At 39.3% G+C, this 17,249-nt stretch carries 12 protein-coding genes and 1 pseudogene; 7 read left to right on the top strand and 6 right to left on the bottom strand.

Annotated features, from left to right (window positions below; genetic code table 11):
* Nucleotides 1–7: 7 nt before the first annotated feature.
* From AAY47_RS04230 to AAY47_RS04240, 3 genes are all read right to left on the bottom strand, one after another.
* A complete protein-coding gene (locus tag AAY47_RS04230) occupies nt 8–2,812 on the bottom strand; it encodes a M16 family metallopeptidase (protein ID WP_047767197.1) in 2,805 nt (934 codons plus the stop codon).
* Nucleotides 2,809–4,506, bottom strand: coding sequence for an ABC transporter ATP-binding protein/permease (locus tag AAY47_RS04235; RefSeq protein ID WP_235428286.1), 1,698 nt, complete (start codon nt 4,504–4,506; stop codon nt 2,809–2,811). Before AAY47_RS04235 ends, AAY47_RS04230 begins: the two co-directional genes overlap by 4 nt.
* A gap of 120 nt (nt 4,507–4,626) precedes the next feature.
* Entirely contained in the window at nt 4,627–6,975 is a 2,349-nt protein-coding gene (locus AAY47_RS04240; RefSeq protein WP_047767201.1) for a TonB-dependent receptor plug domain-containing protein, read from the bottom strand.
* A 409-nt stretch (nt 6,976–7,384) separates the two neighbouring features.
* Between AAY47_RS04240 and AAY47_RS04245 the strand changes: the two genes are divergently transcribed.
* From AAY47_RS04245 to efeB, 5 genes are all read left to right on the top strand, one after another.
* Nucleotides 7,385–7,939 (top strand): iron transporter, encoded by a 555-nt coding sequence (locus AAY47_RS04245; RefSeq protein ID WP_047767203.1) that lies wholly within the window; start codon nt 7,385–7,387, stop codon nt 7,937–7,939.
* A gap of 90 nt (nt 7,940–8,029) precedes the next feature.
* Nucleotides 8,030–8,356 carry a cupredoxin domain-containing protein gene (locus AAY47_RS04250; RefSeq protein ID WP_255334751.1) on the top strand — a complete coding sequence of 109 codons (327 nt, stop codon included), beginning with the start codon at nt 8,030–8,032 and terminating at the stop codon, nt 8,354–8,356.
* Nucleotides 8,357–8,378: 22 nt separating this feature from the next.
* Entirely contained in the window at nt 8,379–9,218 is an 840-nt protein-coding gene (locus AAY47_RS04255; RefSeq protein ID WP_047767205.1) for an FTR1 family iron permease, read from the top strand.
* Nucleotides 9,208–10,107, top strand: a complete 900-nt coding sequence (locus AAY47_RS04260; protein ID WP_047767206.1) for an EfeM/EfeO family lipoprotein — start codon at nt 9,208–9,210, stop codon at nt 10,105–10,107. Before AAY47_RS04255 ends, AAY47_RS04260 begins: the two co-directional genes overlap by 11 nt.
* Nucleotides 10,104–11,396 carry an iron uptake transporter deferrochelatase/peroxidase subunit gene (gene efeB, locus AAY47_RS04265; protein ID WP_047767208.1) on the top strand — a complete coding sequence of 431 codons (1,293 nt, stop codon included), beginning with the start codon at nt 10,104–10,106 and terminating at the stop codon, nt 11,394–11,396. Before AAY47_RS04260 ends, efeB begins: the two co-directional genes overlap by 4 nt.
* Nucleotides 11,397–11,557: 161 nt before the next feature.
* Here the strand turns inward: efeB and AAY47_RS04270 are convergent, their stop codons facing one another.
* Nucleotides 11,558–12,967 carry a PLP-dependent aminotransferase family protein gene (locus tag AAY47_RS04270; RefSeq protein ID WP_047767210.1) on the bottom strand — a complete coding sequence of 470 codons (1,410 nt, stop codon included), beginning with the start codon at nt 12,965–12,967 and terminating at the stop codon, nt 11,558–11,560.
* A 136-nt stretch (nt 12,968–13,103) separates the two neighbouring features.
* Between AAY47_RS04270 and AAY47_RS04275 the strand changes: the two are divergent.
* Nucleotides 13,104–13,418: pseudogene (locus AAY47_RS04275) on the top strand (molecular chaperone); the annotation flags it as partial.
* A gap of 545 nt (nt 13,419–13,963) precedes the next feature.
* Nucleotides 13,964–14,929 (top strand): hypothetical protein, encoded by a 966-nt coding sequence (locus AAY47_RS04280; RefSeq protein WP_047767215.1) that lies wholly within the window; start codon nt 13,964–13,966, stop codon nt 14,927–14,929.
* Nucleotides 14,930–15,416: 487 nt separating this feature from the next.
* On the opposite strand, the gene AAY47_RS04285 is transcribed toward AAY47_RS04280, so the two are convergent.
* Nucleotides 15,417–15,818 carry a hypothetical protein gene (locus tag AAY47_RS04285; RefSeq protein ID WP_047767217.1) on the bottom strand — a complete coding sequence of 134 codons (402 nt, stop codon included), beginning with the start codon at nt 15,816–15,818 and terminating at the stop codon, nt 15,417–15,419.
* Nucleotides 15,819–15,843: 25 nt separating this feature from the next.
* A complete protein-coding gene (locus AAY47_RS04290; RefSeq protein WP_047767219.1) occupies nt 15,844–16,953 on the bottom strand; it encodes a hypothetical protein in 1,110 nt (369 codons plus the stop codon).
* Nucleotides 16,954–17,249 lie beyond the last annotated feature (296 nt).

Here is a 17,249-nt window from a genome sequence, read left to right on the forward strand (position 1 = left end):
CATTTCACTACTTTACTGTTTTACTTGGCAATAAAACAGCTTCAAAGATCTCAGCATTTTCGAGAAAATAGCGAGAAATACGCTCGATTTTATCTTTCGTGGCTTCTTGATTAGCGCGCAAAGTGGCATCTATTAATAGTGGACTATCAGTTAGCATGTAACTACGCTCGATTAGATCAAGCATACCCTGCACTGAACTATGTAAACGATTAATATTATCTCTACTCTGAATGAGAGTATTATTTAGCACCTGAGGATCAATACCATTCTTTGCAATGCTATTAAGAACTTGATGAGTCAGATTTATCATTTCATCAACTCTCTCCGGTGCACAAGAAAACATAATCCGGCCTTCATTCTGAGGCTCTTTTGCATTGTGCCAAAACCAACTTGTAACACTGTAAATTCCAGATGCCTGTTCGCGTAATTTTAAACGCAATTGTTCCTGAACTAATTCACCAACCAGTTCAAGATAATAAGCATCATCAGGACGCCAACCCGCATTCATTGTGAGATAAAGCTCAACTTCAGCTCGCGGTTCTGATGAACTTGCTTTTATTAGTCGTTGCTTTGGTGTTTTTGCATATAATGGGTATAATTGGGGATTATCCGAATTTACCCTTACAGACGCTAAGTATTTTGCGGCTAATTGTTCAACTTGCTGTTGTTCAATATCGCCTACAATGAAGTAGGTATAATCCGTTCTTTGCGCGATATATTTGTTATAAACATCATTTAATTTATCTGTTGTGAGCGTATTTATATCATTGATATTCACATCGTAAATAGTCTTTTGTCCAGGATAGCGCAACGCTGAAATCTGACGTGTAAATTGATACTGACTATCCGCATTATCTTCAGACAATTGCTGTTGCATTTCTGTTTGATATTTACTTAAGACTTTGCTGGAAACTGAACTTTCAGCAAGTTTCAGATGAAATAAGGTCAGTATATTTTCAACATTTTCACTTTCTGCCCAGCCAGAAAAACCTTGTTGAAAATCATCTATTAAGGTAGCCATTACGATAGGACTTTGATTAAAGAGGTTGCGTAGATCATCCACAGGTATTGAACCAAAACCGGTTTCATCAACCAAATTAGCTGCAATTCGTAATACATGATAATCTTCGGTGGGTACAGAGCGTAGTCCACCTTGAGTTAATGCCTTAAAGAATACTTTTCCTAGATTGGTATCATTATATTGATAAACCAATTTGCTACCACTACTGAGTCGATATTCGATAATGTTATATTTATCCCATTTATGTAATATCTTAAGTTTTCCAGGGCGGAAATCTAATTGTGGAAGTTGGGTAACTTTTACCTTATTTTGCTGCCAACGAGGTTGAGATGTTTTTATCGCTTGCTCCCAATTTAAAGATAATGTGTCTTTATTCATAAGAGGAACTGCATTTTTACTCGTTTGCGTTGCTAAAACTAAGCGCGAATGCGCATCAATGATACGTGAAAATGCATCATTAATTTCTGCTAATGAAAGTTGTTCAAGTAATGATTTATTAAGCTGGTATTTATCCTGTTTACCTATTAGCCATTGCTGGCTAGCAGCGCTAACCATAACATCTGCTGCTAAATCAATACTATATGTAGCCTTTTTGCTGTTTTTTTCATTCAGTTGTGCTAACCGCTTAACCTCTTCATCAAATTCAGCCTGACTAAAACCATTTTGTTTTATTTCGGCTAAAAAATTGAACAATGCTAACGTCGCCTGATCAAAATCATCATGGTTTAGTTGCAGAGAAAATACAGATTGTGTTGTCTGACGCCCTATATTTGATGAAAAATAGTTAGCCGTGTTAATTGCATGCTCATTCTCTTTTTCAAAACGCTGTAGACGGATATTCAGTAAACGAGTTGCGATCTGATTAGCAAAATCTTGACGATAGCGCTCTATACTATTATCTTCTTGATAATTATTAAAAAAACTCACTTCAACGGCGGGAGTTACTCTATCCGCCTCATAAACAGAGGCACTGCGCCATTCTGCGACTAAAGGGATCGTGTAATCAATTTCAGTTAATTTTGTTGTAGCGATTGGCTGAGAACCTAATTTATTTTCCAACATTGTCAGGATCTTTTGTTTGTCAATATCACCAATGACAATGACAGACATATTATCAGGGCGATACCATTGGTGATAAAAATCGGCTACACGTTGCGCACTGACTGTTTTTATTGTGTCTACATCGCCAATCGGATCGCGTTTTATATAGCGTGAACCCGCCATTTCTATTGCGCTTTTTTTATCGCCAAGACGTAATGTCGGCCCTAACCGTGAACGCCATTCTTCAAGAACAATACCCCTCTCAGCATCTAAATCATCTTTAAATATCGTTACGTGCCTTGCCCAATCGGCAACAATATCTAAAGCTAATTCAATGGATTTCTTATTATTGGCAGGCAAGTTAAGCGTATAAACTGTATTTTCAAAATCAGTAAACGCATTGATATCAACCCCAAACTTTAAACCCGCTTTTTCTAATTCAGTAATCAATTGATTACCGGGAAAATGTTTAGTGCCATTAAAAGCCATGTGTTCAACAAGGTGCGCGACACCGCGTTGATCATCATCCTCATTCATTGAGCCAGCATTAACGACTAAACGAATATAAACTCTGTCTTTAGGCGTTGTATTTTCTGCCAAATAATAACGAAATCCGTTATTAAGTTTTCCTGTTTGTATTTCAGGTGCATATCTTAATGAAATAAGCGATGAAGTTGGATCTAATGATGCCGTTGTCTGACAGCTTATCATCCATAATAAACCCGTTAATATAAGTGTGATCTTTTTCATAATGTGAATTGCATTTGATTAAATTGTTGCCCTGAACGATGGGAAATTTCAATAATGTGGCTATTCGCTAATTTTGTTCTGAGCAGTTGGCTCAATGCGATATAACTTTGATGATCCAGTGCAGATAGCGCTTCATCCAGGAATAACCATTCTGGTTTTTGTACCAAACACCGGGCTATCATCAGCTTTTGTATCTCTCCGCCAGACAATTTATGTTGCCAATTGTCAATAACATCTAATTTATCAATAAGTTGTTTAAGACTGACATCATTCAAAGCCTGTTTTAATACCCAATCATCATAATGGCAATCTATGTTTGGATAGCTCAAAATTTCTCTTAATGAGGCTTTTGGTAAGTATGTTTTTTGCGGGATAAACATACAACTATCATCACAAGGCATTGATAATTGTCCTTTATAATGAGGCCACAATCCGGCAATAGTGCGTAAGAATGAACTTTTGCCACAACCTGACGGTCCGCAGATGGTACTGTTTTGGATAAATGACCCGGTCATATTGCTTTGTATCACCTTATTATCAGGCAGCATAATGTCTAAACCAGACCATGATGGCTGAGTTGTGCGATGAATTCTTTCCGTAGGGGAAATGGATTCGAGTTGAGTATAAAAGGTGATTAAACGCTCTGTTACTGCTCGCCAATTTGCAACAGATTCATAAGAATCCACAAACCAGCTGAATGCTTCCTGAACGCGGTAAAAACCGGTCGCTGTTTGCATCATATCGCCAAGTTGTAGACCTCCCGTCATGAGCCGAGGTGATGCAACAAGATAAGGAAAAATACGAGCCACTTCATTATATCCACTGGTAAAAGCCCCATATTTAACCTTCATTCCAGTAAGATGCTGCCAGTTCTTCCAAATTTTAGAAAACAATTTTTTAGAGCGTGCTAACTCTGCTTTTTCCCCACGAAGAAAAACGATAGATTCAGCATATTCTTTTATTCTCATTAAATGAAAACGAAAATCAGCCTCACATTTTTCTTGTTCAAATGTTAACGGGATCAAACGCTTAGTTATTTTGTGTGTTAGCCATGTTCCGATGACTGAATATAGAATGGCAACCCATAACATATAACCAGGAATAACCCATGAGATACCGGCAAACTCAAAATGCAAAGTTCCAGAAAGTTCCCATAAAATAACAGTAAAGGAAATTAGACTGGTTATCGTGCGTAATAAACCGAATCCGAGATAAAGTGTTTGATCACAAAACTCTTTTACATCTTGAGATATTCGCTGATCTGGATTATCACTATTACTGTATAATAATTGATGGCGATATAACCGCTTATGACTCAACCATTGATTCAGAAAAACATTTGTTAACCAATTACGCCAACGAATTCTTAAAGTCCGACGAAAATATTCTTCAGCAAGATCAATCAGAGAGTATATCGCCATAATTAAAATAAACTGCCCTAACATTGGCCAGAAATTATGCCACTCTTTATTTTGCATTAAATTGAAGAAATCACGGTTCCAATCACTGTATTTCACCGCAACTTCAACAATAAAATAATTAAGCGCAATAACGAGAGTTAATAAAAACCATGCAATTCTTTTTTCTTCACTTCGCCAATAAGGTGCAGTCAGAGAGTAGATTTGCTGCAAAAATCGTTTGTTACTCAGATTTAATTGATTTTTCATCTTGTATTTATATTCGCTAAACTTCAAGTTGCAATCCGCAAGACGACGCGAGGCCTTATATTTAAGTTGGATTGGTATACAATAATCACACCAACCAGACTAATTTTCTGGTTGGTGACTGATAAAAAGAGAATTTAATTAACTTTATTAAAATTCATACCCTACTTCCAACCATAATTGGCGGCCTGGAGTATATATTCCGTACTCATTAGAGCTATATCCGCCTGTTTCAAGTTTGCGTACTTGATTGAGTACATTAAGCAGTTCTGCCTGGAAATATATTTGATGTGAACCGAGTAATTGTGGTTGCCAACGAATACGAGTATCCCATTGAACATGGGTGCCAAAATCAATGCTTTTATAGAGAGTTAATTGTTCCGTATTATTGGTTTCTATATAGCTATGGATGGGTGCCTTAACATACACTTTATTTGACCAAGTTATATTGTACTGCGGCATTTTCATGTCTAAACCTAATCGGATTGTCCACTCTTCTTCATTGCTATTAACTTCTTTTTCCATTTGGGCGCGAGTCATTAATTTGCCATCTAAACTGACCATTTCATCAGCGTCAAGTGCACGATCTAAATTTGCTCTTCCCGTATTAAGCCAATCCGCACCTAATGTGGCATTCCATTCTGTTGCACCTAATACCCATGGTGTTTTGTTACTTATCTGCAAGGTATAAATATGGGCATTGAAATCATCACCATTAATAAATGAATCATTTTTTTTATCACCAATTTCATTACGTTTAACGACAATACGTTGTTTGTAATTTCTGAAGGTATAATTGGCTGAAATAAGCCAATTGCTCCACCCTTGATTAACGCCAAAGCTAAGTTCATTTGAATAAGGCGTTTTTAAATTTTCGATAGAGCTATAATCACGAACATGATCATCGCTCAGTTTTAATATTTCACCTGAAAGTTTCATTTCTGCAAATGAGCGACCGTAATAACGATTCAAGCCAAAATTAACTTTAGTCTGTGGCAATGCTTGCCAATTAACCATAAATCGTGGCGCAATATTTGTATTATTAAGATAGTTATCTCGCTCAATACGAACACCGGGGCGAATAGTAAAATCACCCCATTTAACCGTATCCTGAGTATAAATAGCATAATCCTGATGCTCTGTATTTATCTGCCCTTCGTGCGCAACCAATATGTCAACAGGTGGGGTCTTGCTTCCATCAAATATGGTATAAATAGCAGAAGTTACATCTTGATCACGATTAAATTCATATTGAGTTCGACGATAATCTGCTCCCAGATTAAAGACATGCTGACTATTTCCTAGCGTCATGCTGTCCATAGCATAATCTAAATTTAAATGAATATTTTTCTGAGTTAACTGACTATCTCCATAACCACCTAGCTCAAAATCTAATCCACTACCAAAATCATTAATCACTTCAGCTTGTGCGCTATTTGAATCACGCTTATCGGTAAATTTATCGTAGGCCGCTGTTGTGGTTAATGTTCCGTTATTTACATTTTTTATCCATCGTACTGTTGAGCCATAAGCTTGATGTGTATCGGATACATTACCATCAATATTTGTCGCGTAAAATTTTCCTTCACGATAATCTGAATAACGCAATCCGATTTCTAACGTTTGATCAACATCAGGAGTCCAATTAAAATTAGCAAGAATATTATCTGAACGGCGAGTGTGATTACGCTTATCCGTTTCACCTTCTGGATTAAGCATCCGTGTTTGTTGGATATTAGAATCTCTACGACTAAAACCCAAAACAACGCCAACATCATCAGTCAGGCCATACTCAGCGACCATATTGAAGAAGTCTTTTTTATAAACAGGCTGAAATTCTGCGTTAAAACCGTTTGGAATGGCATTGTCCATCGCTTGTTTTGCATTTTCATCAACTCGTAGCGATGACCAACCAGAACGTGTAGTTCTATAACTCGTTGAAAAGTGATTTTCACCACTATATTGCCGCGTTTTTGCTACAACAGCGCCGCCAGTAAATCCGCCTAAATTAGCAGGCACATTGTTGTTATATACCGTAATCCCCGCAAGCATATTGGCGTCAAAAAAGTATGCTTGCTCTGCACTTTTATTAGGATTAACGCCCATTGTTCCATCAAAAAATGAAGATGTGGGATCGATATCATTATTAATATTAACCCCATCAATCATATATGCAGTTTGTTCTGATGGAGCGCCATTAATAGAAATTGGCAATGGTTTTATTTCACCATTATTAAGACCATTTTGAACGCTATTATCAACACGAACGCTAGGAACGGTTTGCAGATAATCATTCAAATTACCATTATTGGCAGGTGTGTCTTTTATCTCATTAGCCCCTATAGTCTGCTTTGACAAAACATCCGCAGAACCCTCCTCTTCTGCTTTTACTGTTATTGTCACAGATTCTTTACTAAGATTTTTTTCTGCATGTACATAAAAACTGGCAAAAAAACTACTAATAACAGCAGCTAACATCGTTTTATTTGTGTGTGTCATCTCATCATCCATATGCAAATAGTAATGATAATCATTTACATTATCATTAATAACAAGATGTTAGCATGTGAAATAAAGAAATCGCAAATAATATCTTCCCTAGTTAAGTAAAATATAACGACGATAGCAATCACGCTATAAGACTGTCACACAGACCTTTAATTAACCTGGCGAATCAAAAAAGCTCAATAACTTGATGGATATCGGCAATCAATCATCAACATATCGATTAAATTATCTTCAAAAAACACGTTGTTTACTGATGCGCTGATACCGCGCGGGCAATTCACTGGGGTCACCAATGCCATTAAAAAAATCCAGGATAAATAACAATTTTTCTTGAATAATAAATGTGATAATGATTATCATTATTAGTAAACTATTTGCACTATAACAGCGAGGTATCAAAATGCGTATCGGGATGAGTGTCATGGCAACGTTACTGGGAGTGGTATCAACATCGGCTATGGCATTGGAATACCCTCTTGGGCAACCGGTTATCAAAAATGGACTGGAAATTCAAGGGGTTTACTTGCAACCGATCACCATGTCATTGGAAGGCAAACATAAAATGCATCATCTGGCGGCGGAAAAATCCGATATTCATCTGGAAGCGGATATTCACGCCGTCGAAGAGAATCCAAATGGTTTTGCCGAAGGGGATTGGATCCCATACCTGAAAGTCGATTATAAGGTTACTAAGTTAGATGAGCCGGAAAAAACACAATCCGGCACATTTATGGCCATGGTCGCCAGCGATGGTCCTCACTATGGTGAAAATTTGAAACTGAATGGTTATGGAAAATACCGTGTGGAATATCGTATTTCCCCGCCGAGTATGAATGATGAGGTTACATTCGGGCGTCATATCGATAAAGAAACTGGCGTAGCGGCCTGGTTTGAACCCATTGATGTTTCGTGGGACTTCGATTACGCCGGAACGGGCCGCAAAGGCAGATATTAATTCATTGAAAACAGCGAGCAATAATAAAGCGCTCGCTGTTATTAGACATTGGACGTCCCGCTCTCATCGAGGTTTATCTTGAAATCGTTCATTTTCACTCTGTGTATCGTGGTCATATCGTTGATTTATACGCCCATGACGATTGCCGCTGAAAAATTTACTGTTGAACTTGAAATGAATAACGGTGAGTTAACGCCACCGGTGTTAAATGTGCCAGCGAAAACCCCCGTTCGGATCAAAATTCGCAATACCGGTACGGAGCCTGTTGAATTTGAAAGCACGCAATTGCGTAAAGAAAAAGTCCTGGCACCCGGTGCAAGATCAGTGGTAGTCATCGCACCGCTTAAACCGGGAAAATATACATTTTTTGATGATTTTCATCTCGCGCACCCCGCCGGTGAGATAATAGTTAAATAATCATTTGTTTGTAGGATACGGAATGGGACAAGTTCTTTTTGTGGTATGGCGCGAAAGCTTTGAGGCGCTACTCGTGGTCGGCATTATTTATGCGTGGATCAAACAACACCCTGATGCAGAGGCAGGACGCCGTTATTTATGGGGTGGTGTCGCGCTTGGGAGTGCCTTATCCCTCTTTTTAGCTCTGTTAATTTACGGCGTATTTCATGTGCTCGATGACAGCGGACAAACCTATTTTATGATTGGGATGTCGCTCTTTGCCTGTATCCTTATCGTACAAATGGTGTACTGGATGAACCAGCACAACGCCTCACTCAAATCGGGTATTGAACACGAAATGGTTCGTGGCGCACAACATCACTCTTGGTGGGGCGCATTGGTTATCGTCGCAATTGCGATTGCACGTGAAGGCAGTGAAATCGTTGTGTTTCTCTCCAGTATCGTAATGGGGCTAACGCGAGATTCCATGTGGTCATTTGCGGGAGAAGTGATATTAGGGATCGTGATAGCCGCACTGACGTTGTATCTGTTCTCACTTAGCTATCGAAAAATTGCGTGGAAATGGTTTTTCCGTATTACCGGTATCGTGCTGCTTTTCTTAGCCTGTTCATTGCTTCTTAAAGGCGTGGAAGAGATTTCCAATGTGCTGTTAGAACACGATATTGAGCTGAATGATTTTCTCATCTACCCAGTATGGGATACCAGCAATGGGTTAGATGACTCCGGGTTAATCGGGAATTTTATGGCTACCTTATTTGGGTATCGGGCGCAACCTATTGGGATAAGTGTGCTGGCGTTTGCTGTTTATTGGATCGTTGTGATTGCATTATTCCGTCGTCAGGGGCGTCGTCATGCAGCGTAATACGTTGAGAATGACGGTTTCGCTAATGCTGTTATTGAGTTTAGCTGCGGGGGCGGAAAAGTATCGTGCGGGGCGTCCAGACATAGGCAATGAAGTCGTTATTGCCAAAGGAGATATTCCTACGCCGACGCAATATCAACCGATAATTGCGGTCTATATGAAAACGATGGGCGTACAAGTGGCGGCCATCGAAGCGCAGTTAATCACATTGCAACGTGCATTAAACGCAGGAAATTGGCAAGCCGCACAGCAAGCGTATATTCAGGCTCATTATGATTATGAGACGATCCGCGCGGTGGTGGTTGTTTTTGGTCATGCCGATCGTGTGATTAACCCCCATGCCCGTTATTTTCTTGAACAGGAGCGCGATCCGAAATTTATCGGTTTTCATTGTGTTGAATACGCCCTGTTTTCAACGAACGATAAATCGGATGCTTTGGCAGCAACGCAAGCGCTACTGCATAATGTACAAGATTTAAAACAGCGTGTGGCGGTGGAAACGCTTCCGATAGCAAAATTAGTGCAATCCGCAGATGATGGCATTGAGCTTATTTTAGAGACAAAACTCGGCGGTGATGAAAACCGCTACAGTCGCAGTGACTTAGCGGATATTGCGGCAAATTTGCAGGGTGCTCGCTGGATAGTTGACGGGTTGGCACCCTTTTTATCCCCTGAAATAGTGACATCACTCAATACGCAATTTGATGCACTTGATTCCGTCATGGCGAATTATCGCTCTGCACAAGGGCAATACTTCCGTTATGAGCAACTCTCTCGTCGGGATAAACATAAGCTTTACGCCCAACTGACACAGTTAGCGCAGACGTTGTCTGGACTGCGGGCGGCATTGAAGATAGATGTGTATTATAAATACCGGAACGAACCATGAAGCACGAAAAAAACACGATCCCCAGTGAGAATGAGTCGATTTCGCTGAGTAAACGCATGACATTAAAATGGCTGGGAGCAGGCAGTGTTCTGTTATCCAGTAAGGCGCTGAGTTTACCGACAATGGCGACACCGGAAACGAAAGCATGTGACAACCTCAGCCGCACACACGCCATTCCCTATTTAGGAAAACATCAGGCTGGCGTGATTACACCAGAACAAAAAGAAGCGATTTTTTTGTCGCTGAATTTAACCGTTTCCACGCTTGATGAGGTTGAAGACATTTTTAAGCGCTTAACGCAATGTATTGCTCGATTAACGCAAAACCGTCAGGCGGAAAAAAACACGAATGACCGGATGCCACCAGCAGAATCTGGGATCCTCGGGCGTTATTTAGCGGCGGATGATTTAACCATAACGGTTTCACTCGGTCATTCGCTCTTTGATAACCGTTTCGGGTTAACCTCGCTAAAGCCGAAAAAATTTGTTGCGATGACCGCGTTCCCAAATGATCGCTTAGAAGCATCGTGGTGTGGGGGGGATCTCTTACTGCAATTGTGTGCCAATAGCCGAGAAACTGTGATTTATGCATTACGTGACGTTTTACGTCAATTATCGGGAAAGGTTGCACCGCTTTGGAAGATAGATGGTTTTTTACCTGCTCGCGATATTGAATGTAAAACAACGCCCATTAATTTGTTTGGCTTTAAAGATGGCACCGGCAATGCCGATGCGAAAGACAATGACTTAATGGACTCTCTCGTCTGGATTACGCAAAAAGAACCCGCGTGGATAGAAAATGGCAGTTATCAAGCCGTTCGTCTCATCCGCTTTGCCCTGGAGTTTTGGGATAGAACACCGCTTGAAGATCAAGAAAATGATTTTGGACGACATAAAGCTAGCGGGGCACCGATGGGAAAACAGCATGAGCACGACGAACCCGAATTTAATCGTGATCCGCATGGCGATCGGGTATTATTTGACTCCCACATGCGTCGGGCCGAGCCTCGAACAACCGAACGACATGTTTCCAAATTACGTCGGCGCAGTTATAGTTACTCACTTGGATTAACATCAACAGGCCAACTCGATATGGGGCTGATTTTTGTTTCATTCCAAAATGACCTGAAAAAAGGCTTTATTGATACCCAAAAACGGTTAAATGGTGAACCCTTAGAGCGTTACATTAAACCTTTCGGTGGGGGTTACTATCTGGTTTTACCGGGTATATCATCCACATATGACTATCTTGGTGAGAGTCTGATCCGAGCCGCTCGTGCCCTCACTTAATTTACGACAGGTACGCATGGGCAATAACGATTCGATACCTTTTTTGGTAAACACCGTTTTGCCCAATGCACATTGACAGCTCACTCATACTCCCCGATGCTCCGCTCCCTGTTTGGGTTTGTTGCAAAAAAACAGGTCACGACGCATATTGTGCATGGCCACTACAAAAGCATGTGGCACATATTCCCCAATTCTTTCATTGCCAAGGCCTGTGTTTCATTCCAGGCAAATGAAGTATTCAAGCGGAAGGCATGATCAAACTGGGTACTCGTGGAAAACATGCTACCTGGTGCGATACTGATATTCTTTGCCAATGCCAGTTGATAGAGTCGGTTGGCATTAAAAGGGGGGTCAAACTCCAGCCAGAGAAAATAACCACCACGTGCACTGTTTACTTTCACAGATTGGGGAAAGTATTCACTGATTGCCCATAACATCCGATTTTGCCTCTGCTCCAACTGCCGCCTCAATCGACGCAGATGATTGTCATATCCTCCCTGCGACAGATAGTCTGCAATCGCCAACTGGGTTGGCGTGCTGGCAGATACCGTACTCATCATCTGTAATTGCTGAATTTTCTTCGCATGTTTGCCTGCTGCAACCCAACCTACCCGATAACCGGGCGCAAGACATTTTGAAAATGATGAACAGTGCATGAAATTATTTTCGCTATCCCATGCTTTGATTGGTGCCGGTGGTTCCTGCTCAAAATACAATTCACCATATACATCATCTTCAATCAGGGCGATCTGGTTTTGGTTCAAAATCTCTACCAATCGCTGTTTATTTTCAGGGGGCATTGTGCTGCACAGTGGGTTTTGAAAACGTGACATCAGCCAGCACGCTTTTATTGAATATTTCTGCACGACGTCTTTCAAAGTATCCAAATCAATGCCTGTGTGGGGATCTGTCTTAATAGCAATAGCTTTCAATCGTAACCGCTCTATTGCCTGCAACGCGCTATAAAAAGCTGGCGATTCAATCACCACCCAATCCCCTGGCGAAGTGACAGATTGCAAACTGAAACTTAATGATTCCATTGCTCCGGCAGTAATCACAATTTCATCTGGGGAAACATGGATACCGTGAGAAGCATAGCGCCGAGAAATATTACGCCGTAACTTTTCATTGCCTGGCGGCAAATTTGCCAGCGAACTGTGTGGCACGAAACGGCGAGCGACTGAAGCCAGCATTTTTGATAATTTGGGTTCGACTAATAAAGAAGGATCGGGAAATGCCGAACCGAAAGGAATAATTTGCGGATCTTTACATGCCTGTAATACATCAAATATGGACGCACTGATCTCCACATTTTCACTTAAGTTGAGTCCCTTCCCCCCTTTTGCCGCCGCAAAGGGTTTTAACCGAGTGGCAACATAATACCCTGATTGTGGACGTGCCACGATCCAACCCTGACTTTCCAGCAACTGGTAAGCTTGTAGCACTGTCATCAAACTCAAACCCGACGATTTCACCGATTCCCGCAATGATGGCAATCTATCACCCACTTGCCAAATATCGTCTTCTATTTGTTGGCGGATCACGCCAGCCAATTGTTCGTAACGCGTCATATACTTGGCCTTTGTCTAAACTGTTACAGGCATAAAGTGAAAATTTTCAATATATTCGCTCAATATCTGGAAGATCCTCAAGAAGTTTATTACATTAAATCGCCAAAGTCTTTTCTGCTGGAAAAACCTATCTGTGCGCAATGACAGCTTACTGGCGCACACAGGTCAACGCATCGGGGGAAATGATTTAGATATTAATCTAACCTTTAAACAACTCATGCATCCTTTTGGATTAGGCAGCAAAGTCTCTTCGGGTATTGACATGCCCCTGACGCAGTTCTGGAACCCGATTTCTATCAATGACATACAAGCTCAGAAAGCGTTTTACTCTCGCCAGAATTTAACGACATTAAAATCCTTGCACAGAGACGCCCAAGAACCCGAAAAACTCGCCCGTTTATTGAAAGTGCACCAAGAGACATTAGGATACAGCCTGGCACGCTGGGCAAAAATTTGTTTTGCATAATAGGCATAAGCAGACTCAGTATCATTGAGTCTGCTTTAATGCTACCGATAATTTTTTGCTCAGTCATATTCTGCCAGCTTAAATAATATGAATATCACTAAGCTATTTATTCTTAGGGTTAATTTTCACATCAAACAGTGCCATATTAATAAGCTTCACCGTGTTTTTCAAAGAGACAAATTAGTTCCATTATCGCTATACATTAATTGACTCTATAAAGTAGGGGGAGTATTGTAGCTTCTACTTCTAGTAGATAGCCTGTAGCCACCAAAGACAACGATGACCATCATCTCCAAGTTTTTATGCTGTCCTTAATTGCCCTACGGGAAAAATGAAGCGTAACATAATGACATGAAATCGAAATTTTTATTTATATAAATCAATCTTATTTTGTCTAGAATTAAGATGTGTTTTATAAACATATCATTTTTAGCCCCATAAATTCAGCCTGAAACGAGGGACGTGTTGAGTATTCTCTTTTAGAATGCATCTTCATCAATACATGATCATAATATAAAAGGGGAAATTATATGTATAAAAAAATTTTCAAATCATTAAAAGCATTTTCTTTATTCAGTTTTATTTTACTTATAGCAACGGTTCAGGTTCATGCTCAACCTCAACCTCAACCTCAACCTCAACCTTCTCATTTTGACCCATCTGATCCAGCCTATAATCATGTTGGCTTCATGTTTGAATATGAAACACTGCACACTAACCCTACGCCATATTCAGCAGTACACCATTATGGACCTTTTATGCATTATTACATAGATCCACAAATGACAATTCATTTTAATATAGAAGGTGGTGGGGGTGAAGATATTCGTTTGCAGCCTCTTGTTGATGAAGCGGCAACATATTGGAATGAAATTCTTAGGGATCGGGGCCTAGTTATAGAACCATTTGTATCAAGTCATGGTTTTCCAAATTTTGTCGTACGAACAGTTCCAAATTCTTATTTTTCAAACATGCAATCTTCTATGGCAATTACATATGAAGCAGGTTATCACGAATTAGTAAATCTTACTAGACGATATCCTTTTATTACATCGCCTGGAATATACCTTCGCCAAAGTGATGAAATAAGTAGCGAAGAGTTACAACAATTAGAAACTAACTTTGGAACCAACGATAGGAGGGTTTTACTAGAAAATTTCACTTATACACTTATTCTCCATGAATTTGGTCATGCGGTAGGGCTTACTCATCCAAGAACAAGAACAAATGCAATTGCGTTTTATCCACCACCAAGAGAAAGATGGCATCTTTATAGTGAACTGGGTGTTGCCTCTCTTGAAAATTTACAAGATAGGCCACAGCCAGGTCTTATGGAAAATTATCAATTTGAATTTTTGCAAGCCCTTTATCTTTATAATCAACCGCAATATCAACACCTTGCAAGACATATGATCCATTTATCCGATGGTGAGAGGCTTTGGGTCCGAAGCATGGTTTATTGCACCCGTAGGTATAATCCAATTCCTCCTCACTGATGAGGAAAAAAGAGAGCTAAATTCTAATATCAACAATCAAGCGTATTCAAAATTTGTTTTTCTCAATCGGAAATACACCCGTAGAACAGCTTAAAATGATACGATTTCTCAGTTTATTTATTATCAGATAACACATTAAATATCAATCTGACAGGCGATTATATCTGGCAAAGCAATCACACATCCGCTTCCGGTAAATCCCCAAGCCTAAAATTGTAAAAGGTTTTTAATTTTGATACAAACATAAATAAATCACCCACCGCCTCGAGGCGGTGGGTGATTTATTAACGGACTGAAAGCCCAGAGCTGCCATATCTGTATCCATATTGCACCTCTCGTGTAATACGGTATCGCAGCTAAAGCTGACCAACTAAAGTCGGTTTTAACCTTTCATATGGAAAAATAAATAAATATTTATACACTTTTAAAATTAAAATGATGAAATCTGCTTTAATCATTAGTGTTTTAAATATTTCGGTAATTTGCGTTAATAAGAATCAGGTCCAACCGACAAATATTTAATATAATTATTGGTGTCACATTGAATAATAACTTTTTGTCCACTCGATGCAGCATAAATTGCCGTTGCAAGGGTGGCTTTCCCTGCCGGAGTATCAACTTGATAAGCTCCCCAATACCAAGCCCTGTCACCTTTTTCATTTTTAATTGTATAAGTTGCCCAGTTTGTATTACCACCATATCCTACAGATAAAGAAATAAGATAACCCTGTTTGATAGAAGAGCAGTCTTTTGCAGAATCCAGCATAATTATTGGGTCACCGATATTTAATTTGGCTTGTGTATTATTTGTAGTGTCTTTAGGTGTTGTAGCAACCGCTATGTTGCTAATTAAACTTAAAAACAAAGCAAGTATGGTAAATATTTTCATCTTATTTAACCTCTTTTTAACGTATTTATTCATATGTAGTATATTCAATTTTCCAACTGATTGTTTTAGCTTCGTTCCAACAATTCCACCACCTGATTCCATGATAGGCATTGCTCGTTTTTATATTAATAAGATAAAATGTGCCTGAATTAACATAAAATGAACTAGGGCCTGTGGAATGATAACAACTAGAAGTAATATATGAAATTTTTGCAGTACCACTGCCTTTATTTTCAAACATCATATTATTGATTGATTCTAGATTGATCGGACGGTGAGGTACATTACTTTTTTCTATGTTTTGAAGACGTTTAATAGACTCTTTTTTATGATTTTTTTCATCATCATATATAATTAATTTAAATTGATTTTTTGTGGAATAATCTCCAACAGAAGGGGAACACGAGTTTTCACTTCCATCACAAATTAACTTAAGTTTAATCTGACAATCTCCCTTAGTAATGAAAGTACTATACCATGAACTAAAAGCCCAAGTCTTTGTTGTGTTTAACTCAACTTCGCATGTTTTTATTTTAAGTTTATAATCAGCTAGCAGCAACATATTGGTAATGGGAATTAGACTTTTTGCTATGGGATAGACAACAGTAAAGTCATGATCAAAATCACTGCATTGTGAACTACTCAAAATTTTCTCTGTATGCGATAACGGAGGAGAATGGTCACGCCCACAATTAACCATAGATCGAGTCGGTTTTCGCTCATAATCAGATAAGCGGATCATGCTCCTGTCAATAAAAATATTAGCATAAGGATCATTAGCATTGCTGTATTCATGACTGTCTTGTAAGTATTTCATTTCATTAGCGCGCATCAGAATAAGTGGACTAAAGGAATCAGAAACTGAGTTTATCTGAGCGCCATTTTTTAGTATTCGATAACGAAAGGAGTGATTTGGATCAAATACGCCATAATTTATCTGCTCTCCGTAATTATATGGAGCAGAATAAAGAAAAGGTTGTCTTTGTGTACTTATATGGTTTTGTTGAATTAAAAATGCAGTACGGTTGTTAACTGGGTCATTTTCATTAAAGGTGGCGTAGCTTTGCACCGCTGAAGCAGACAGTGTAAAACTTAGAAGAAATATCATCTGTGATAGTCTAAAAAAAAATTTCATATATTTAATTTCCTTTTAGTTTTTGAAATATAATGTTTTTTACATTTGGCAGTTTACCTTGGGATTACAAATATTCATCTTCCGCGACTATCCTTTTTCAGCGCAAGCCTTGTTAACTTCATGATATGCATCCCTACATTACCAATATGTCTTGTCTAACCCATAAAGATTGTATGTTATAATGAGTTCCACGATTTCCTGCTACCTCCATATTCGATTGCAACAGAGCTAACACAACTGTGTTTTATCATTTTCCACATAAATGATATTTACAGTACTAATCGCTAATCGCTAGT

The organism is Xenorhabdus griffiniae, from assembly GCF_001028135.1.
GTDB lineage: Bacteria > Pseudomonadota > Gammaproteobacteria > Enterobacterales > Enterobacteriaceae > Xenorhabdus > Xenorhabdus bakwenae.

Excerpts from the sequence above, each read along its gene's own strand:
- AAY47_RS04240 (WP_047767201.1), bottom strand. The coding sequence starts at position 6,975 with ATGACACACACAAATAAAACGATGTTAGCTGCTGTTATTAGTAGTTTT.
- AAY47_RS04280 (WP_047767215.1), top strand. The coding sequence starts at position 13,964 with ATGTATAAAAAAATTTTCAAATCATTAAAAGCATTTTCTTTATTCAGT.
- AAY47_RS04255 (WP_047767205.1), top strand. The coding sequence starts at position 8,379 with ATGGGACAAGTTCTTTTTGTGGTATGGCGCGAAAGCTTTGAGGCGCTA.
- AAY47_RS04260 (WP_047767206.1), top strand. The coding sequence starts at position 9,208 with ATGCAGCGTAATACGTTGAGAATGACGGTTTCGCTAATGCTGTTATTG.
- AAY47_RS04230 (WP_047767197.1), bottom strand. The coding sequence starts at position 2,812 with ATGAAAAAGATCACACTTATATTAACGGGTTTATTATGGATGATAAGC.
- AAY47_RS04270 (WP_047767210.1), bottom strand. The coding sequence starts at position 12,967 with ATGACGCGTTACGAACAATTGGCTGGCGTGATCCGCCAACAAATAGAA.
- efeB (WP_047767208.1), top strand. The coding sequence starts at position 10,104 with ATGAAGCACGAAAAAAACACGATCCCCAGTGAGAATGAGTCGATTTCG.
- AAY47_RS04290 (WP_047767219.1), bottom strand. The coding sequence starts at position 16,953 with ATGAAATTTTTTTTTAGACTATCACAGATGATATTTCTTCTAAGTTTT.
- AAY47_RS04285 (WP_047767217.1), bottom strand. The coding sequence starts at position 15,818 with ATGAAAATATTTACCATACTTGCTTTGTTTTTAAGTTTAATTAGCAAC.
- AAY47_RS04245 (WP_047767203.1), top strand. The coding sequence starts at position 7,385 with ATGCGTATCGGGATGAGTGTCATGGCAACGTTACTGGGAGTGGTATCA.